The sequence below is a fragment of the Citrobacter sp. CK180 genome, assembly GCF_030333655.1.
Taxonomy (GTDB): Bacteria; Pseudomonadota; Gammaproteobacteria; order Enterobacterales; family Enterobacteriaceae; genus Citrobacter_B; species Citrobacter_B koseri.
Genome location: NZ_JAOWFM010000049.1, coordinates 1 through 20098, shown reverse-complemented (window position 1 = coordinate 20098; position 20098 = coordinate 1). Strand labels below are relative to the sequence as shown.

Sequence of the window (20098 nt, the reverse complement as noted above, 5' to 3'; positions counted from 1 at the left end):
GGCTCATGATGTCCCTCTGGGATGCGCTCCGGATGAATATGATGATCTCATATCAGGAACTTGTTCGCACCTTCCTTAGATTTAATCTGCTACTATGGGTGCTCATGAGGTGAATTAAGGTAAGAGAGGAAACACACAAATAAAAGGAGGCATTATATGCTGGGTAATATGAACGTTTTCATGGCCGTTCTGGGAATTATTTTATTTTCTGGTTTTCTGGCCGCGTATTTCAGCCATAAATGGGATGATTAATGAACGGAGATAGCTCCTCACCGACAAGGCCCCTTGTAGCGTAACTGCACAAGGGGCCATTTTTTTACCCGCCCGGCAGACAGACAGACAAAAAAAACCGCCGGATAAACCAGCGGTGAATGCTTGCATGGATAGATTTGTGTTTTTACCTTATGCGTTATCAGGCAATTCCCTGCGCAGATAACGGATCGTTTACCATCCTGACACAGACAATATCAATGAAGGTTAAACAACATAGAACTAAACCAGCAAAACCGGCGTTTCGCGCTTCCATCCCTTTGCACACTTATGTCAGTGAACCGGTTATGTAAAGAGCGTGCCGTTCGGCTCATGTTACACACGCGTGATTTGCTGATCTTTGTCCATAAACATGCAGCGATTCCTTCCGGTTTGTTTACCCCGGTACATTGCCCTGTCTGCGCGTCCGATGACGACATCCAGCGGTTCTCCCTGCTGCGCCAGGGTAATGCCCGCAGTTACCGTTATCGAAAGTTCTCCATCAGGGTAGTTAATCGGATTATCCGCCACTAGCTGGCAGATACGTAACCCTGCCCGACAGGCCTGTTCATCCGTTTTTGTACGGATGATAATCACAAACTCCTCCCCGCCATAGCGGTAAGGCGTTTCATCGTAGCGCGTCCAGACGGATAAATTCGACGCCAGGGTGCGCAGCACGCTATCACCGACCAGATGACCATAGTTGTCATTGACCAATTTAAAGCGGTCAATATCAAAAAGCAGCAAATATAAATTAAGCGGTTGCGCATCAATAAGCTGACGTTCGAAAGATTCATCAAGGACTCTGCGCCCGGGTAATCCGGTTAATATATCCATATTGCTGCGAATATTGAGCAGATATATTTTGTAGTCCATCACCGCCGAGGTAAATGCTAATAACGCTTCCTGAAAGCTGTCAAAATGGTGATCTTCCGAACGTTTCTCCGCGATCGCCCGCAGTAATTCCCGACCTCGTGTATGCATGTGTTCATGAGCAATAATAATCTTGATAACAAAGCCCTTTTCTTCAGGTTCGTGTACCGGATGATTATTTAGCCATTGGCTGAACTGACACAGACAGTGAGAATTGATATCGAAAATATCGGGTTGATTGACATCGCCAGACACTGTGCAACGAAACATTTTCACCAGCCACTGATAGTGGGCATCAATAGACTGGTTCAGATCTAACAAGATGGTATCGATTTCTATCGTTTTTTTAATCATTGCCGCTCCTTGGGCATACATCCTTGATGTACCGTAGTCTAGCGGTACAAAAGCAAATTTATGTCAATTTATTAATAGAAGGCCGAACCAGGAAATGGAGGTTCTATAACGCTATGATTTTAAAGTGGTAATGAAGGAAAAAAGTGAATAATCCTGGAGTATTTGCAATGCACTTAACATCTTTAATCGCCCTTCCCCTGCTGCGCCAGGCGAGTCAGGATCGTCTGACCGATATAATTACTCCAGTTGAAACTATTTTGCAAAACCACTACCGCGTTGCGATTTCTTTTATCAAACCCAATATAGCTGGAATACCCACCAATATATCCGACCTGATAGGTGATCTTTTGCGCAGAAAACTCATCACTCACCCACGCAATATTCGCTGCTTCTTTCTGTCGATAATAATAAGTCTGTGTGGCTTCAGCAAAAGCCTGATCGATGGCCGAAACGGTTGTGGATGTAAAATGCGCGCGGGCATAATTAGCCAGATCGCGGGCGCTACTGTATAAACTGGCCGCCCCCATCATATTTTTGTTAAAAACCCAGTCTGGCGTCAGATGACCACGGGTAATGAGCTTAGGCTGATCGCCAGCATGGCCCAGCGCTCTTCGCGGGTATGCCTTCAATAAGGTGGGCGTATAACTGCTGTTTGTCATCGCCAGCGGTTCAAATATCATGCGTTGCGCCAGCGCCTGGATCGGCTCTCCCGTTCTGCGCTGCAAAATATACCCCAGGATGGCGTAGCCGATGTTGGAATACTGCGGAACGCGCGCGTCCGGCGCAGTAAAATCACTGAGATAACCCAGCACGGCGTCGCTGTCCAGCTGCGTATAAAAGTTCTCGCCGTTACTGAAATAGCGCATTAAGTTTTCCAGCGTCAGCAAATCCATAGGCTGTCGGGGCAAACCGGAAGTGTGAGTCACCAACTGGAGGAGCGTAATATTTTTGGCGTCAGGGCTTAAAGGCGTATTCTGTGGAAGCAACGTTTCCAGTGTATCCGTCCAGTTAAACACCCCTTCATCCACCAGCATCGTCGTCACTTCTGCCGTCACGCCTTTACTCAGCGAGCCTAAAGCGAACAGCGTATCTGGCGTGATGGGATAACGATTTTTATCATCGGTTATCCCGTAACTGTGAAATTCTGCCGGGCCATTATTCTGAATAACAGCAACAACGACGCCAGTCACCTCTTTTTCCCGCATATATTGCCGAATCATCGGATCAATACCGCGTCCGTAGTATCCCACCACAACTTGCGCGCTTTTTTGCGCAGGCATATCCAGCTGTGAAAGCGTGCTGTTGCCACACCCGATGAGCGCAAATAAGGATACGCAGAGCATCTGGTGTTTAATTTTCATTGTTCGCATCAGTTCTGATTCACAGACACAACAGGGTTTTTCTCAAACAAAGAGAAAAGCGGAAGAGAATACGAACACATGAAAACAGGGGCCCCGGATAAAAAGAAGCCCACATTGTACACCAGTATCCCGGCAGCTTACTTAACATTGATAAAAAATCAGAGCGTTGCCTGATAAACATTCAGGCAGCGCCCTTGTGCTTAGCGGTCTAAACCCCGGTGTTTTAACATGGGTTCGATACGCGGCTCATGACCCCGCCACGCCGGGTAGAGGCGTTCCAGATCCGTACTGTTGCCGCGTGACAAGATGGCATCACGGAAACGCTGTCCGTTCTCACGCGTTAACCCTCCCTGTTCAACAAACCACTGGTAGCCGTCGTCCGCCAGCATTTGCGTCCACAAATAGGCGTAATAGCCTGCCGCATACCCGCCACCGAAAATATGGGCGAAATAGCTGCTCCGGTAGCGCGGCGGCACTGCCGGAAGATCGAGTTCTTCCGCCGCCAGCGCCTGCTGTTCAAAGAGATCGACCGACTGCGATGCCGAAAAGGTTTCAAGACTGTGCCAGCGCATATCCAGCAATGCGGCGCTGAGCAGTTCCGTCATGTCATAGCCTTTGTTAAACAGGCTTGCCCGCCGCATTTTTTCCTGCAACGCTTCAGGCATTTTTTCACCCGTCCCGACGTGGCGCGCATAGCGTTCGAACACCTGCGGATGACTCGCCCAGTGCTCATTAATCTGCGAAGGAAATTCGACAAAATCGCGCGGGGTGTTCGTCCCCGACAGCGTCGCATAGCGCTGTGTCGCAAACAGGCCGTGCAGCGTATGACCAAATTCATGGAACAAGGTGATCACATCATCCCAAAGCAACAATGCGGGCTGCCCTGCCGCTGGCTTCTGGTAATTACAGACGTTGTAGATAACCGGTCTGGTTTCGTTAAGCGTGGATTGTTCAATAAAATTGCCCATCCATGCGCCGCCGCTTTTTGACTCGCGGGCAAAGAAATCACCATAAAACAACGCCAGACCGACGCCATCATGATCGAAAATTTCCCAGACGCGCACATCAGGATGGTAAACCGGGATATCAAAGCGCTCGATAAACTTAATGCCGAACAGCTGGTTTGCCGTCCAGAACACACCGTCGTTCAGTACCGTATCTAACGCAAAGTAAGGTTTGAGCTGCGCTTCATCCAGCGCGTATTTTCCACGGCGTACCTGCTCAGCATAGTACGCCCAGTCCCACGCCTGGGTCGTGAATCCTCCCTGCTCATCATCGATCACTTTCTGGATCTCAGCCTGCTCATCCAGCGCGCGCTGACGCGCGGCCGGAACAATGGCGCGCATAAAAGCGAGCGCCGCGTCAGGCGTTTTCGCCATCTGATCGGCAGTTTTCCAGGCGGCATAACTGGCAAACCCGAGTAATGTTGCCTGCCGGGTACGGATGTCCACCAGACGCTGAACAATCGCACGCGTGTCGTTGGCGTCGTTCTTTTCCGCACGAGTCCATGCGGCGTTAAACAGATTTTCACGGGTCTGACGATCGCGTAAAACGGCCAGTGTCGGTTGTTGTGTGGTATTGAGAAGCGGAATAAGCCAGCGATCCGCCAGCCCTTTTTCCCTGGCGGCATCAGCGGCAAGAACGACCTCCTCCTGACTCAATCCGTCCAGTTGATGGCGATAATCAACCACCATCCCACCGGATTTATTCGCCGCCAACAGCCGCTGATTAAACTGGCTGGTCAGCGTGGCGGATTCGGTATTCAGGCTCCTGAGCTGCGCTTTATCGTCATCGCCAAGCTGCGCGCCGGAAAGTACAAAACGCTGGTGGATAACCTCCACAAGACGCAACGACTCGGCATCCAGCGCCAGCGTCTCCCGCTGTCGCCAGACCGCATCCACACGCGCAAAGAGCGTACTGTTGAGATAAATATCATTTGCCAACGCCGCCAGTTCAGCGGAAAAGGCTTCATCAAGGCGCTGTAATTCGTCATTGGTATGCGCCGCTGTCATGGCGAAAAACACGCTTGTCACACGGGTGAGCAACGCGCCGCTTTGCTCCAGCGCCAGATACGTGTTCTCAAAATCAGGCGCTTGCGGGTTTTGGACAATCGCATCAATTTCAGCGCGCTTTTGCCGCATCCCTTCGTCAAACGCCGGGCGGTAATGGCGGTCTTCAATCAGATCAAAACGCGGGGCCTGGTAAGGCAATACGCTCTGGCTAAAGAATGGATTCGTTAACGACATTTTTCACTCCTGCAAACGATTTGTTCATTAGAGTAGGTCTCCCTTGAAATGACCGCAATCCCATTAACGAGGATTACCCCTGAACAGAGATGGCGTGCTATGGTAATACAACACAAAAAGCGTTGAGGAACAGTGAGATGATCGTTTTAGTCACCGGTGCGACCGCAGGTTTCGGCGAATGCATTACACGTCGTTTTATTGAGAATGGACACAAAGTGATTGCCACTGGCCGTCGCCAGGAACGCCTGCAAGAATTGAAAGATGAGCTGGGCGACAATCTGTTTATCGCTCGTTTAGATGTGCGTAACCGTGCATCCATTGAAGATATGCTGGCGTCATTACCCGCAGAGTGGCGCAACATTGATGTGCTGGTCAACAACGCCGGGCTGGCGCTGGGGCTTGAGCCCGCGCATAAAGCCAGCGTGGAAGACTGGGAAACCATGATCGACACGAACAACAAAGGTCTTATTTACATGACCCGCGCGGTTCTGCCTGGCATGGTGGAGCGCAATCGCGGCCACATCATCAATATTGGCTCTACCGCAGGTAGCTGGCCATACGCGGGTGGCAACGTATATGGCGCAACCAAAGCGTTTGTGCGCCAGTTCAGTCTGAATCTGCGCACGGATTTACACGGTACGGCGGTACGCGTCACCGATATTGAACCCGGTCTGGTCGGCGGCACGGAGTTTTCTAACGTCCGCTTTAAAGGCGATGACGACAAAGCGGGTAAAACCTACGAGAACACAACCGCGCTCACGCCGGATGATGTCACAGAAGCGGTATGGTGGGTCGCTAATCTGCCTGCGCATGTGAACATTAATACGCTGGAAATGATGCCGGTTACGCAGTCTTTTGCCGGACTGAGCGTTCATCGGGGTTAATTTTTATACCCGGCCTGCGGGTCGGGTATAGATAGTGACAAAAAAGTGGTAGAGTATTCTGGTTAACTCTCTAAAAAGTAAGAACGAATGACCGTTGAAACCCAACTCAATCCTACGCAGCCTGTAAATCAGCAAATTTACCGCATTCTCCGACGTGACATCGTGCACTGTCTGATTGCGCCAGGCACACCGCTTTCCGAGAAAGAGGTTTCCGTGCGCTTTAACGTGTCGCGCCAGCCTGTACGTGAAGCGTTTATTAAGCTGGCGGAAAACGGTTTGATTCAAATCCGCCCTCAGCGCGGCAGCTATGTGAATAAGATTTCATTATCGCAGGTGCAGAATGGGTGTTTTGTCCGACAGGCCATCGAATGTGCGGTCGTTCGTCGCGCGGCGTTGATGATCACCGACAGCCAGTGCTATCAGCTGGAGCAGAACCTTCACCAGCAGCGGATCGCCATCGACCGCAAGCAGCTCAACGATTTCTTCCAGCTTGATGATGAATTTCACCAGAAACTGGCATTAATTGCCGATTGCCAGCTGGCGTGGGATACGGTTGAAAATATTAAAGCCACCATCGACCGCGTGCGTTATATGAGTCTGGATCATGTGTCGCCGCCTGAAATGTTGCTGCGCCAGCATCATGATATTTTTGCCGCCCTGGAAAAGCATGACGCCGACGCGGTGGAACGCGCAATGACTGTGCATCTACAGGAGATTGGCGAGTCCGTTCAGCTTATCCGCCAGGAAAACAGCGACTGGTTCAGCGAAGAGTAATCCCGCTGACAAACAAGCCGGATGGCGGCGTAACCGCCTTATCCGGCCTACAATAGTCAATGATGTTGAACGTTGCAGGCCTTATCCGGCCTACAACCACGCAGAGATTACGCTGATGCGATATTCACCGCATATTTTGCAACGGTTGCTTTCGCACCGTTGGCAAGCAGCGACAGATACGCTTCTTTCACCTTATTCGTAAACAGCTCAACGTGCGGCAATTCATTACCGAAAATCGCATCGATGGCCAGCAGCGCCTGAACGCGACTTTCCCCTTCTTCACTGCCCTGAACCGCTTGCTGAATAACCGGCAGCAGCGGATCGCTAATTTCAATCGGATTCCCCTGCTCATCAACGCCGCCAACGTAACGCATCCAGCCCGCCACGCCTAAGGCCAGCAGGTCGAAATGGCTGTTATGCGCGATATGCCAGCGAACGGAGTCCAGCATACGCTGCGGCAGTTTCTGGCTACCGTCCATCGCAATTTGCCAGGTACGGTGACGCAACGCCGGGTTGCTGTAGCGCGCGATCAGCAAATCGGCATAACGCTTCAGATCCACCCCCTTCACTTTCAGCGTCGGCGCCTGTTCCTGCAACATTAACGCATGCGCGGCCAGGCGGTAATTTTCATCTTCCATGCAGTCATTAATGTGCTGATAGCCCGCCAGATACCCAAGGTACGCCAGGAATGAGTGACTGCCATTAAGCATACGCAGTTTCATCTCTTCGAACGGGATAACATCTGCCACCAGTTCAGCGCCCGCTTTTTCCCATTCAGGGCGACCCGCGACAAAATTATCCTCAATCACCCACTGGCGGAACGGTTCACACGCCACACCCGCAGGATCGCGTACGCCGGTTAACTGTTCGATCTTATCCAGCGTGTCAGCCGTCACCGCCGGTACAATACGATCAACCATCGTGGACGGGAACGTCACATGTTGCTCAATCCACGCGGCCAGCTCTGCATCTACCGCACGGGCATAGGCAGTAACCACATTGCGCATGACGTGTCCATTTTCAGGCATGTTATCGCAGGACATCACGGTAAATGGCGCCAGGCCAGCCGCTTTACGACGCGCCAGCGCTTCCACCACCACGCCAGGCGCGGATTTCGGCTGCTGCGGGTTTTGCAGATCGGCGGCGATCATCGGGTGATCCAGCATCAACTGACCGGTCGCCGGAGAGTGGCAGTACCCTTTTTCTGTAATCGTCAGGGAAACAATCGCCACCTGCGGCTCGCACATGGCAGCCAGGACGGTTTCCAGACCGTCAACCTGCGCGTGCAGCGCGTTTTTTACCACCCCAACAACCCTTGCGGTCCAGGCATCCGCTGACATTTCCGCCACGGTATACAGGTTGTCTTGCTGCTTCAGGTCGGCAATCTGCTGCTCGCCGCCAATCAGGTTGACTTCACAGTATCCCCAGTCGCTGTTGTGTTCCGCCGCGAGGATATCCGCGTAGACACCCTGATGCGCGCGATGGAATGCGCCAAAGCCCAAATGCACAATGCGAGGAACCAGTCTGGCGCGATCGTAATGAGGAAGCGAAGCCTTAGCCGTTAAGAGCTTGTTTTGCATGGTATGACCTATTGTATGAATGAATTCAGGACTGTCTCAGAGTAACGCCTGTAGGGTTGTATGATTTGATTTGAATTAAGCTTTTTGCAATTGGTATGACATCATTTTAAAGTTATGTGACAACATGACCGAAATTCAACATTCCCTGTCCATTCCGGTCATGCCCTGTGCGACGTTACCCTACCTGCGTTGCCGAACCCTGAACGCTACTTGCCGCCTTTAGGTCCGCTGCATCCTCCAGCACACTCAGATCGCGATCTTTCACTTCCGGCATCAAAATCGCTGAAATTAAGCCGATAAGAGAATAGGCAATGATCATCGCTAATATAGGCAACCAGGAATCGGTCATATTACAGAAAATACCTGCCAGTACAGGACCAAATCCAACGGCGACTAAGCCACCGGCTTCTTTTGAAATCGCCATCCGGGTAAAGCGATTACGCGAACCAAACATCTCGGCCATCGTAATGTTTTCCAGCGCGAAGAGACCCAGCACGGCAAAGTTATGAATAACAATAAGCGCGGTCATAATCACGCCGGGGCTATAGGTTTTATCCACGATGATAGACAACATCGGGTACGCAAGAATAATCGCAGATATATTCAATAAAATATAAGGCAGGCGGCGACCATATTTATCAGATAACCACCCCAAAAGTGGAATAGTAATAAAACCAATGACAGAGCTAATCATTAACGCGTCGGTAGGAATCGCCTTATTGAATAATAACGTCTGCACTAAATATCCTGCAAGGAATGTCTGAATTAACCCAGAATTGCCCGCCTGACCGAAACGTAAACCGGTTGCCAGCCAGAAGGATTTACTGCTAAACATGGCGCCCAATGTGTTTTCTGATGCGTTATTTAACGCTGGCGCATTTTCGCTTTCATTGACCTTTTCAAATACCGGGCTTTCTTTGAGGTTCATACGCAGCCAGATAGCGAAGATCATGACAACAACGCTCGCCAGGAATGGGATACGCCATCCCCAGGCCAGAAGCTGTTCTCTGTCAAGCGCAAAGAACATCACTGCCCAGATTGCCGTTGCGCTCAGCGTACCGCAGTTTGTTCCCATTGCGACAAGCGAGGAAATAATGCCGCGTTTCCCTTTAGGCGCATACTCAGCCAGCATCGTTCCCGCCCCGGAGATCTCCGCCCCGGCGCCTAACCCCTGAACAATACGTAACGTCACCAGTAAAACAGGCGCAAATATACCAATTTGCGCATAGGTCGGCAGAACCCCAATGAGGGTTGTACAAATCCCCATCATGGTGATAGTGATAAACAAGACTTTTTTACGCCCAATACTGTCGCCCATTTTTCCGAAAATAAACGCGCCGACAATACGTGCGATATATCCTGCGCCATAGGTTCCCATCGCCAAAATAAGCGCCATTGCGGCGGACTGTTCCGGGAAAAATATTTCATGGAAAACTAATGCAGCGCCCAGAGAATATAACTGGAAATCCATAAATTCAAGGGCGGTTCCCAGCCAACCGGATACGGCGGCTCTGATTAAATCTTTTGTTGACCGTTCATGTTTTTGTTGAGTCATATTGGCAATCTCTAAGAGGTAAGATGCGTACCACTCTCTCGCATTTATTAATATTATTCAGAGAATGTGAGTAAAACCTTGCAGCAGTGCCGCTGGTCTTTCTCGAACAATTCAATCGCGTCAGTGACATGGTGGTAATTAAACGTATGCGTGACGAGCTTATCGGGATCGATCAGACCTTTTTCCAGCCAGCCAATAACGACCGGGAATTTATTCGCATTCAGACGGGAGGAATAAATTGACAGCTCCTTGCCGGTAATCCCCTGCTGCACAATCTGGCAAGGTTCGCTGGAGAACCCCATCAGAACAATGCGCGCGGCGGGCGACGCCAGCGAGATAGCTTCTTGTAAAATAGACGGATGACACGCCGCATCGACGATCAGCGTCGGTTTTAACCCTTTTTCATCCAGGAAATCTTGCAGAGATTGCTGTCCATTATTGATAACCCAGTCGGCGCCGCTTTCTTTCGCCATCTCCAGTCGTTCATCAATACGATCGGCAACAATCACCTCTTTAACGTTATAAACGCCCTTCAGCGCCTGAACCGTCGTCAGTCCCATCGGCCCTGCGCCATAAATCAGCGCAATATCGTTCTCTGTCGGATTAACCTGCCCGGTGACGTTCGCCGCAATGGTGAAAGGTTCAACCATCACCGCGTGCTTATCAGCAATGGCATCCGGGATCGTAAACGCGTTTTTCGCCGGAACGACCGCATATTCACTAAATCCGCCGTCGCGGTGTACGCCCAGAACAACCAGCGAGGTACATACATTGGGCTTGCCTATTGAACAGGGATAGCAATGCCCGCAACTGATGACGGGATCGACCGATACGCGTTCCCCCACTCTGGCGTGGCTGACACCTTCGCCTACGGCGTCAATCACACCAAAAAATTCATGCCCGATAACACGCGGATACTTTGCAAAAGGATTATGCCCACGATAGATATGGCTATCAGAACCGCAGATCCCCGCCAGTTTCACTTTAACCCGAACGTCCCCGGCCGCAGGCTCAGGGATAGGACGCTCCGCTAAAACCAGCGTGTCAGGTTTTTCAATCACTATACTTTTCATGTCATATCACTCCTTACCAGTTCCACAACGTGCCATCTTCCAGACGGGCGACCGGCAAATACGCAGGGTCATACGGATATTTCGCCGCCAGTTTTTCATCAAATTCAATACCAAGACCCGGCTTGTCGCCTGGGTGCATATAGCCGTTATCGAACGTCCAGCTATGCGGGAAGACATCAAGCATTTGTTCGGAGTACCCCATGTATTCCTGAACGCCAAAGTTAGGCACCCACAGATCAAAGTGAAGCGCTGCGGCCATGCAAACCGGCGACAAATCAGAAGGCCCATGAGACCCCGTGCGCACCTGGTAAAGCGAGGCAAAATCCGCAATGCGGCGCATCCCCGTAATGCCGCCGGCATGGGTAATGGTGGTGCGGATATAGTCAATCAGTTGCTCCTCAATGAGCTGCTTGCAGTCCCAGATGCTGTTGAACACTTCCCCGACGGCAATCGGCGTCACCGTATGCTGACGAATCAGACGGAAGCATTCCTGGTTTTCCGCAGGCGTCGGGTCCTCCATCCAGAACAGACGATAATCCTCAACGCGCTTACCAAAACGGGCGGCTTCAATCGGCGTCAGGCGGTGGTGCATGTCGTGAAGCAAATGCTCTTCAAAACCAAATTCAGCACGTACGGCGTCAAACAGTTTCGGCGTGAAATCGAGGTATTTCTCGGTTGACCAGAGTTGCTCTTCCGGCCACTGGCCTTTCGTAGCGGGTTCGTAGGCCAGACCTTTGCCTTTAGACATGCCGTAGGTAGTTTTCATACCCGGCACGCCGCACTGCACGCGAATCGCTTTAAACCCCATCTCTTTGTGACGCGCATAATCTTCCAGCACATCATCAATGGTGTGACCCGTCGTGTGGCAATAGACCATCACGCCTTCGCGGGATGCGCCGCCCAGCAACTGATACAGCGGCATGTTGGCGGCTTTCGCTTTGATATCCCACAGCGCCATGTCAACGGCAGAAATGGCAGACATCGTGACCGGCCCGCGACGCCAGTAGGCGCCTTTATAAAAGAACTGCCAGATATCTTCGATACGGTGCGCATCGCGGCCAATAAGCTGCGGGCAAAGGTGATCTTTCAGATAGGATGCCACCGACAGCTCACGGCCATTCAGGGTAGCGTCGCCCAGGCCGGTGATACCGTCCTCGGTGGTGATTTTCAGCGTGACAAAGTTACGTCCCGGACATGTGACAAAAACTTCAGCCCCTACAATCTTCATTGTTGTTCCTTACATCTCTTCTGTGCGATGCAGGAAATTTACACACCTGAACTACTACCATACAAGTATAATGATCAAAAAATCGCTCATCGATCACAAAATGAGGCGCTTAAGCGCGCCCCCACCCGGCAACGATAATCAGCATTCCACAGAGTGCGATCAGTGCGCCTGACCAGTCATAAAGACTGAGTCTGACGCCGTCAACAAAGCGTAACCATAACAGCGCAGTACAGACATAAACCCCGCCATAAGCCGCATAGACGCGGCCGCTGGCGGCCGGATGCAACGTCAGCAGCCAGACGAATAACGCCAGTGAGACTCCCGCCGGAACCAGCAGCCAGGCCGTCGCGCCCCGCTTCAACCATAGCCAGGGCAGAAAACAGCCCACGATTTCGCACAGTGCGGTCATGAAAAAAAGAAGTGTTGTTTTTAGCATCATCATCATTGCGTTACGTCAGGTTTAAGCATGATACGCCAGAATAGCGCCTTCGTATCCATACCCGCAGGATGGGTATGCCCTGCGCCAGGAATGGTGTAGAATTTAGACAAGTTTTATCCCTCTATCATGAAAGGAATTAACCATGAACAATACACTTAGCAAACGCCTGTGCCTGACGGCAATGCTTGCGCTGGGTGCTGTCGTGTATACCACCTCCGCATTCGCGAATACCAGCAAACTGATCATTGAATCTGGAGACAGCGCGCAAAGCCGCCAACACGCAGCCATGGAAAAGGAACAATGGAATGATACCCGCAGCCTGCGCCAGAAAGTGAACACGCGCACGGAGAAAGAGTGGGACAAAGCCGACGCCGCGTTTGATAACCGCGACAAGTGCGAGCAGAGCACCAACCTTAACGCGTACTGGGAACCGAATACGCTGCGTTGCCTGGATCGTCGTACTGGCCGTACCGTTGCGCCATAACAGTGCGTTGAGCGACAGACGGTAAGGACACAAAATGACCCACGCCAACAGTGTTAAGTTGCGCCCGCTGGAGCGCGAAGATTTACGATTCGTCCACCAGCTTGATAACAACGCCAGCGTAATGCGTTACTGGTTTGAAGAGCCGTACGAAGCGTTTGTCGAGCTGTCTGACCTGTATGATAAGCACATTCATGACCAGAGCGAACGGCGCTTTGTCGTGGAGTGCAACGGCGAAAAAGCCGGTCTGGTCGAACTGGTAGAAATTAATCACGTTCACCGCCGGGCTGAGTTTCAAATCATCATCTCGCCGGAATACCAGGGAAAAGGGCTGGCTTCGCGCGCAGCGAAGCTGGCGATGGACTACGGATTCACCGTACTCAACCTTTATAAGCTGTATCTGATCGTTGATAAAGAAAACGAAAAAGCCATTCACATTTACCGTAAGTTAGGTTTTATGGTTGAAGGTGAACTGATTCATGAGTTCTTTATCAATGGCCAATACCGCAACACCATTCGTATGTGCATTTTCCAGCAGCAATATCTGGACGATCACAAAACGCCGGGCTCAAGCCTGCTGAAGCCTACCGCACAGTAAGCCGCTACCCGGCTGTGTCAGACGCAGCCGGGTAATAATCAATCGTATTTTTAATGGTATAGCTCCGCGCAACGGCGGGTTCGACGCTTTCATCAACGATCACAAGCTGGCAGTTGATCGGATTGGCGTAATTATCATATTCACACGTCTGCTTCACATTGCCTAACGGGCGATCGTTCAGCAGGCTGACCGCCGTATAGTCGAGCTTTTTAAGCGGGTCCGCCGACGGTTTTGCATCAATGGATAACGTTTTGTCTTTACTGATGGTGGTCTTACCCAACGGATACCCTTCCGCATCATAGCGGTACTGTACCTTCGTCTCTCTTCCCGTTGCGGAAACAACAAAACCGTTATCGTCCGTATCCCAGACCACGCCTGCCGAGGGCAACTCCGCCAACTGGCATTTCCCCTGCAAGCGCACTCTTTTCTCCATCGTCTCGGCATCGCGGTAGTAGTTTGCATCCAGTACCAACGCCAGCCCGGTATTGTTTTCCAGATCGTGCAGTTCCAGCGTATCAAAGCAGCCTTCCTGCGAAAGCGTTCCGCTGATGCGCTTCGTCACTTCCCCTTTGTCGTTCATCAACGTCTGGCTGAAATCTTTAACCGGGCCGCGCAACGGATCAAAATCGAACTCATTGGAAAAGCTGGCCATTTCCGGGGTAAAGGAGACCAGAACAGTGGCGTTATCACATCCAACAAGCAGCACACACAGAAAGCTCACCAGGGTCTGTTTCTTCACGTTATTCACCAGGATAAGGAGATGATTCTCAATCATATTAGCAAATACAGTTGTTTACACTAGAAATGCTAAGCTTTCATTATCGTGTTCATAAAAGGAGTGAATGATGAAAATCTCAGCAGGAATTGCAGCGTGTCTGCTCATCGTCGCCTCCCCGCAGGTACTGGCGGCGCCGGAGTCATGTGAAAGAGTCAAAAGCGACATCGAACAGCGCATCATTAACAATGGTGTGGCGGAGTCCAGTTTTACGTTAACTATTGTTCCTAATGACCAGGCGGATCAGCCCGATTCCCAGGTCGTAGGCCACTGTGCAAACGATACCCATAAAATTTTGTATACCCGCACCAGCAGCGGAAACGCTCCTGCCAGTACCAGTCCTTCTCAGGACGGGCATGCTGTCGAACCTCAGTAACAGATAAGAGCCTGATATACCAGGCTCTTACTCCCTCTTAGAAAGATTCCCTCAATTTTGACATGGATTAATAACCCCTACCTATAAGGGGTTAAAATCACTCTTTCATTAGTATCCTATTAATTTCGTTATAAACATAATTATATAATGATAACTATAATGGAGTGAATTATGTCCGATGTTGAACAACAGGGAGGCATCAGCCGCAGGACGTTAGTGAAATCCACCGCGATAGGATCGCTGGCGCTCGCTGCCGGAGGGTTCTCCTTGCCTTTCGGGATGCGTACCGCGGCGGCTGCCGTGCAGCAGGCAATCCAGCCCGCTAAAGACAAAGTGGTCTGGGGAGCATGTTCGGTCAACTGCGGTAGCCGCTGCGCCCTGCGTCTCCACGTCAAAGATGATGAAGTCTGGTGGGTGGAAACCGACAACACCGGCGAAGATGTCTATGGCAATCACCAGGTGCGCGCCTGCCTGCGCGGACGTTCAATCCGTCGGCGAATTAACCATCCTGATCGCCTCAACTACCCGATGAAACGCACAGGCAAACGCGGCGAAGGAAAATTTGAGCGCATCAGTTGGGAAGAAGCGCTGGATACCATCAGCAACAGCCTGAAAAACACGGTCGATAAATACGGTAACGAGGCTGTGTACATTAACTACACCTCCGGTATCGTCGGCGGCAACATCACCCGCTCCTCGCCTTACCAGAGAAATTGGCGCGGCTAAACCGGCCTGTATTTGTCAGGGATGGGGCCCGCAGCGTCAGGCGAACGGTGAACTCACCGCACGCGCGATTGCGATGCTGCCGATTCTGACGGGCAATGTCGGTATTCACGGCGGGAACAGCGGCGCGCGCGAATCCACCTACACCATCACCATTGAACGCATGCCGTTACCGGAAAACCCGGTAAAAACGCAGATCTCCGTGTTTACCTGGACGGACGCCATTGCCCGCGGCCCGGAAATGACCGCCCTGCGCGACGGCGTGCGCGGTAAAGAAAAGCTGGATGTGCCGATCAAGTTCATCTGGAATTACGCGGGCAATACCATCACCAACCAGCATTCGGATATCAATAAAACACACGCGATCCTGCAAGACGAATCGAAGTGCGAAATGATCGTGGTCATCGACAACTTTATGACCTCCTCCGCGAAATACGCCGATATTCTGTTGCCGGACCTGATGACGGTCGAACAGGAAGACATCATTCCTAACGACTATGCGGGCAATATGGGCTATTTAATCTTCATCCAGCCCGCGACCGCCCCTAAATTCGAGCGTAAGCCCATTTACTGGATAATGAGCGAAGTCGCGAAGCGGCTGGGCCCGGACGTGCACCAGAGGTTTACCGAGGGGCGAACCCAGGAACAGTGGCTGCAATATCTGTACGCCAAAATGCTGGCTAAAGACCCGGAGTTACCGGGCTATGACGAGCTGAAAAAAATGGGGATCTACAAGCGTAAAGATCCCAACGGCCATTTCGTGGCCTATAAAAAATTCCGTGAAGACCCACAGGCAAACCCGCTGAAAACGCCGTCCGGCAAGATAGAAATTTACTCCAGCCGCCTGGCTAAAATCGCCCAAACCTGGGAGCTGGAAAAAGACGACGTCATCAGCCCGCTTCCCATTTATGCCTCAACGTTCGAAGGATGGGACGATCCTAAGCGCAGCGTATTCCCACTGCAACTCTTTGGTTTTCATTATAAATCACGCACGCACTCCTCTTACGGCAACATTGATGTTCTCAAATCCGCCTGCCGTCAGGAAGTCTGGATTAACCCCGTGGATGCGCAAAAACGCGGTATCGCCAACGGGGATATGGTGCGGGTATTTAACGATCGCGGCGAAGTCCGCATTCCGGCGAAAGTCACGCCACGCATTCTCCCCGGCGTGAGCGCGATGGGCCAGGGCGCCTGGCATGATGCCGATATGTCAGGCGATCGCATCGATCATGGCGCCTGCGTGAATACGTTAACGACGCAGCGCCCCTCTCCGCTGGCGAAAGGAAATCCGCAGCACACCAATCTGGTCGAAATCGAGAAAGTGTAACCCCCATCCCCTGAAACGATTACAGGCGTTTCGGGGGATGTGTTCGCACGTCCATCGGTCATGCGAACAAACCAACGTCCTGTAAAAACAAATTTTATAAATCGCGTTTCTTTTTTTTAATCAATAAGCAAAGTGAGTAACTATGAAAATCACCACGCCTGAGGCGCTCATGACGGCCACTATCAGCCGTCGTAGTCTGGTGAAAACATCCGCCATTAGTGGTCTCGCGCTCGCCAGTAGCGCCTTCACGCTTCCTTTCTCCCGAATCGCCCGCGCCGCTGACGGCCTTTCGCCTGCGCCAGTGGAAGAAAAAGCGGTCTGGAGTTCCTGTACCGTCAACTGCGGGAGTCGCTGTCTGCTACGGCTGCATGTGAAAGATGATGCGGTGTACTGGGTCGAGTCCGACACCACCGGCGATGACGTCTACGGCAATCATCAGGTGCGGGCCTGCCTGCGCGGACGCTCGATCCGTCGCCGTATGAATCACCCGGATCGCCTTAAATACCCGATGAAACGCGTCGGTAAACGCGGCGAAGGCAAATTTGAACGTATCAGCTGGGATGAAGCGCTGGATACCATTGGCGACAACCTGAAGCGTATTCTGAAAGACTACGGCAACGAAGCCGTACATGTGCTGTATGGCACCGGCGTGGATGGCGGGAACATCACGAACTCCAACGTGCCTTATCGTCTGATGAACTCATGTGGTGGTTATCTCAGCCGTTACGGCAGCTACAGTACCGCACAAATCAGCGCCGCAATGAGTTATATGTTCGGCACGAATGACGGCAACAGCCCGGATGACATCGCCAACAGTAAACTGGTGGTAATGTTCGGCAACAACCCGGCAGAAACGCGCATGAGCGGCGGCGGCGTGACCTACTATGTGGAACAGGCTCGCGAACGCTCCAACGCCAGAATGATCGTCATCGATCCGCGTTATAACGATACGGCAGCGGGTCGCGAAGATGAATGGCTCCCTATTCGTCCCGGTACTGATGCCGCGCTGGCGGCGGGGATCGCCTGGGTACTCATCACCGAAAATCTGATCGACAAGCCTTTCCTCGATAAATACTGCGTCGGTTACGACGAAACGACCTTACCCGCCAGCGCGCCGCGTAATGCGCACTATAAAGCCTATATTCTGGGCGATGGCCCGGACGGTATTGCCAAAACACCGGAATGGGCCGCGCATATCACCAGTATCCCGGCAGAAAAAATCATCCAGCTGGCACGGGAAATCGGCTCGGCAAAACCGGCATATATCTGTCAGGGCTGGGGGCCGCAGCGTCACTCCAATGGCGAACAAACTGCGCGCGCGATCGCCATGCTCTCGATCCTGACCGGCAACGTCGGGATCAACGGCGGCAACTCCGGCGTGCGTGAAGGCACCTGGGACCTCGGCGTAGAGTGGTTTTCTATGCTGGATAACCCGGTAAAAACGCAGATCTCCGTTTTTACCTGGACAGACGCCATCGATCATGGCGCGGAAATGACCGCCACACGCGACGGCGTGCGCGGTAAAGATAAACTTGATGTCCCGATCAAATTTATGTGGTGCTACGCCAGCAATACGCTGATTAACCAGCATGGCAACATCGCCCACACCCATGACGTATTACAGGACGACAGCAAGTGCGAAATGATCGTCGGGATTGAGCACTTCATGACGGCGTCCGCAAAATACTGCGACATTCTGCTGCCGGACCTGATGCCAACGGAACAGGAAGATCTTATTTCGCACGAATCCGCAGGCAACATGGGTTATGTCATCCTGGGGCAACCGGCCACCTCACCAAAATTTGAAAGAAAGCCGATCTACTGGACGCTGAGCGAAATCGCCAGACGCCTCGGCCCGGACGTCTACCAGACATTTACGGAAGGCCGTACCCAGCATGAGTGGGTGAAATACCTGCATGCCAAAACCAAAGCGCGTAACCCGGAAATGCCGGACTACGAAGAGATGAAAACCACCGGCATCTTCAAGAAAAAATGCCCGGAGGAACACTATGTCGCCTTTCGCGCATTCCGCGAAGATCCTGCCTCCAGTCCGCTGAAAACGCCATCAGGGAAGATTGAAATCTACTCCGAGCGGCTGGCGACCATCGCCGACACCTGGGAGCTGGAAAACGATGAGATCGTTCATCCGCTGCCCGCCTATGCGCCAGGGTTTGATGGCTGGGACGATCCCATCCGAATAACCTATCCGCTGCAATTGACCGGCTTCCACTATAAAGCCCGCACCCACTCCAGCTACGGCAATATTGACGTGTTGCAGCAAGCGTGCCCGCAAGAGATCTGGATTAACCCCATTGACGCGAAAGCGCGCAACATCCAACAGGGCGACACGGTGCGCGTATTTAACAATAACGGGCAGATGCTGATCCCGGCAAAAGTCACGCCACGCATTTTGCCGGGCGTTACCGCCATCGGACAAGGCGCCTGGCTCAAGGCGGATATGTTTGGCGACCAGGTCGATCACGGCGGTTCCATCAACATTCTGACATCACATCGTCCTTCTCCGCTGGCGAAGGGGAACCCGTCTCACAGCAATCTCGTTCAGGTTGAGAAGGTATAAGGAGTAACCGATGACAACCCAATATGGATTTTTTATTGACTCCAGTCGTTGCACCGGTTGCAAAACCTGCGAACTGGCCTGCAAAGACTACAAAGATTTAACCCCGGACGTCAGCTTCCGTCGCATCTATGAATATGCGGGCGGCGACTGGCAGGAGGATAACGGTGTCTGGCACCAGAACGTCTTTGCCTACTATCTCTCCATCTCCTGCAACCACTGCGAAGACCCGGCCTGCACGAAAGTGTGCCCGAGCGGCGCAATGCACAAACGCGAGGACGGTTTTGTGGTAGTGGATGAGGACGTCTGCATCGGCTGTCGCTACTGCCATATGGCCTGCCCGTACGGTGCGCCACAGTACAACGCCGCCAAAGGCCACATGACCAAATGCGACGGCTGTCATGACCGCGTTGCCGACGGCAAAAAACCGATCTGCGTCGAGTCCTGCCCGCTGCGCGCGCTGGACTTTGGCCCGATAGAAGAGCTGCGGAAGAAACATGGCACGCTGGCGGCCGTTGCACCGCTGCCGGGCGCGCACTTCACCAGACCGAACATTGTGATTAAACCCAACGCCAACAGCCGCCCGACCGGGGATACCACGGGTTATCTGGCAAATCCGAAGGAGGT

Annotated in this window: 17 protein-coding genes and 1 pseudogene; 9 read left to right on the top strand and 9 right to left on the bottom strand. The window is 52.2% G+C overall.

What is annotated here, in order from left to right; translation table 11 throughout:
• Nucleotides 1-156: 156 nt before the first annotated feature.
• Nucleotides 157-252 carry a protein MgtS gene (mgtS, locus tag OGV50_RS12255; RefSeq protein ID WP_000901367.1) on the top strand — a complete coding sequence of 32 codons (96 nt, stop codon included), beginning with the start codon at nucleotides 157-159 and terminating at the stop codon, nucleotides 250-252.
• A 333-nt stretch (nucleotides 253-585) separates the two neighbouring features.
• Here mgtS and OGV50_RS12250 read toward each other — a convergent pair whose 3' ends face one another.
• The 3 genes from OGV50_RS12250 to dcp form a co-directional block, all read right to left on the bottom strand.
• On the bottom strand, nucleotides 586-1476 hold the full coding sequence (locus OGV50_RS12250) for a diguanylate cyclase (protein WP_200090604.1): 891 nt from the start codon (nucleotides 1474-1476) through the stop codon (nucleotides 586-588).
• Between the two features lie 182 nt (nucleotides 1477-1658).
• Nucleotides 1659-2837 carry a serine hydrolase domain-containing protein gene (locus OGV50_RS12245; RefSeq protein WP_012132439.1) on the bottom strand — a complete coding sequence of 393 codons (1179 nt, stop codon included), beginning with the start codon at nucleotides 2835-2837 and terminating at the stop codon, nucleotides 1659-1661.
• 200 nt (nucleotides 2838-3037) lie between these two features.
• Nucleotides 3038-5083, bottom strand: a complete 2046-nt coding sequence (dcp, locus tag OGV50_RS12240; protein ID WP_200090603.1) for a peptidyl-dipeptidase Dcp — start codon at nucleotides 5081-5083, stop codon at nucleotides 3038-3040.
• A 137-nt stretch (nucleotides 5084-5220) separates the two neighbouring features.
• Between dcp and ydfG the strand changes: the two genes are divergently transcribed.
• Both ydfG and OGV50_RS12230 read left to right on the top strand, forming a co-directional pair.
• Entirely contained in the window at nucleotides 5221-5967 is a 747-nt protein-coding gene (gene ydfG, locus OGV50_RS12235; protein ID WP_024130344.1) for a bifunctional NADP-dependent 3-hydroxy acid dehydrogenase/3-hydroxypropionate dehydrogenase YdfG, read from the top strand.
• Nucleotides 5968-6054: 87 nt separating this feature from the next.
• Nucleotides 6055-6741 carry a GntR family transcriptional regulator gene (locus OGV50_RS12230; protein ID WP_012132443.1) on the top strand — a complete coding sequence of 229 codons (687 nt, stop codon included), beginning with the start codon at nucleotides 6055-6057 and terminating at the stop codon, nucleotides 6739-6741.
• Between the two features lie 107 nt (nucleotides 6742-6848).
• On the opposite strand, the gene OGV50_RS12225 is transcribed toward OGV50_RS12230, so the two are convergent.
• The 5 genes from OGV50_RS12225 to OGV50_RS12205 all read right to left on the bottom strand — a co-directional run bounded on the left by OGV50_RS12225 (nucleotide 6849) and on the right by OGV50_RS12205 (nucleotide 12613).
• Nucleotides 6849-8321: a mannitol dehydrogenase family protein gene (locus tag OGV50_RS12225; RefSeq protein WP_200090602.1), complete on the bottom strand. Its 1473-nt coding sequence runs from the start codon at nucleotides 8319-8321 to the stop codon at nucleotides 6849-6851.
• 175 nt (nucleotides 8322-8496) lie between these two features.
• A complete protein-coding gene (locus OGV50_RS12220) occupies nucleotides 8497-9876 on the bottom strand; it encodes an MFS transporter (RefSeq protein ID WP_200090601.1) in 1380 nt (459 codons plus the stop codon).
• 53 nt (nucleotides 9877-9929) lie between these two features.
• Complete coding sequence (locus OGV50_RS12215) at nucleotides 9930-10949, bottom strand: Zn-dependent oxidoreductase (RefSeq protein WP_114848505.1); 1020 nt, start codon at nucleotides 10947-10949, stop codon at nucleotides 9930-9932.
• Nucleotides 10950-10962: 13 nt separating this feature from the next.
• Nucleotides 10963-12177 (bottom strand): starvation-sensing protein RspA, encoded by a 1215-nt coding sequence (rspA, locus tag OGV50_RS12210; RefSeq protein ID WP_012132448.1) that lies wholly within the window; start codon nucleotides 12175-12177, stop codon nucleotides 10963-10965.
• A gap of 109 nt (nucleotides 12178-12286) precedes the next feature.
• The gene (locus OGV50_RS12205; RefSeq protein WP_024130346.1) at nucleotides 12287-12613 is read right to left on the bottom strand and encodes a YnfA family protein; all 327 of its coding nucleotides are present in this window, start codon (nucleotides 12611-12613) and stop codon (nucleotides 12287-12289) included.
• Nucleotides 12614-12758: 145 nt separating this feature from the next.
• Between OGV50_RS12205 and OGV50_RS12200 the strand changes: the two genes are divergently transcribed.
• Entirely contained in the window at nucleotides 12759-13100 is a 342-nt protein-coding gene (locus tag OGV50_RS12200; RefSeq protein WP_200093367.1) for a DUF1283 family protein, read from the top strand.
• Nucleotides 13101-13134: 34 nt separating this feature from the next.
• Entirely contained in the window at nucleotides 13135-13695 is a 561-nt protein-coding gene (speG, locus tag OGV50_RS12195) for a spermidine N1-acetyltransferase (RefSeq protein ID WP_012132451.1), read from the top strand.
• Nucleotides 13696-13699: 4 nt separating this feature from the next.
• On the opposite strand, the gene OGV50_RS12190 is transcribed toward speG, so the two are convergent.
• The gene (locus OGV50_RS12190) at nucleotides 13700-14434 is read right to left on the bottom strand and encodes a YnfC family lipoprotein (RefSeq protein ID WP_024130347.1); all 735 of its coding nucleotides are present in this window, start codon (nucleotides 14432-14434) and stop codon (nucleotides 13700-13702) included.
• A gap of 103 nt (nucleotides 14435-14537) precedes the next feature.
• On the opposite strand from OGV50_RS12190, the gene OGV50_RS12185 reads away from it, so the two are divergent.
• From OGV50_RS12185 to OGV50_RS12170, 4 genes and pseudogenes are all read left to right on the top strand, one after another.
• On the top strand, nucleotides 14538-14846 hold the full coding sequence (locus OGV50_RS12185) for a DUF1161 domain-containing protein (RefSeq protein WP_012132453.1): 309 nt from the start codon (nucleotides 14538-14540) through the stop codon (nucleotides 14844-14846).
• Between the two features lie 171 nt (nucleotides 14847-15017).
• Nucleotides 15018-16896, top strand: a pseudogene (locus OGV50_RS12180) (molybdopterin-dependent oxidoreductase).
• A gap of 142 nt (nucleotides 16897-17038) precedes the next feature.
• Nucleotides 17039-19474: a selenate/tellurate reductase subunit YnfF gene (ynfF, locus tag OGV50_RS12175; RefSeq protein ID WP_110494277.1), complete on the top strand. Its 2436-nt coding sequence runs from the start codon at nucleotides 17039-17041 to the stop codon at nucleotides 19472-19474.
• A 10-nt stretch (nucleotides 19475-19484) separates the two neighbouring features.
• On the top strand, nucleotides 19485-20098 hold a 614-nt coding region (locus OGV50_RS12170; protein ID WP_012132456.1), incomplete at its 3' end, for a dimethylsulfoxide reductase iron-sulfur subunit DmsB.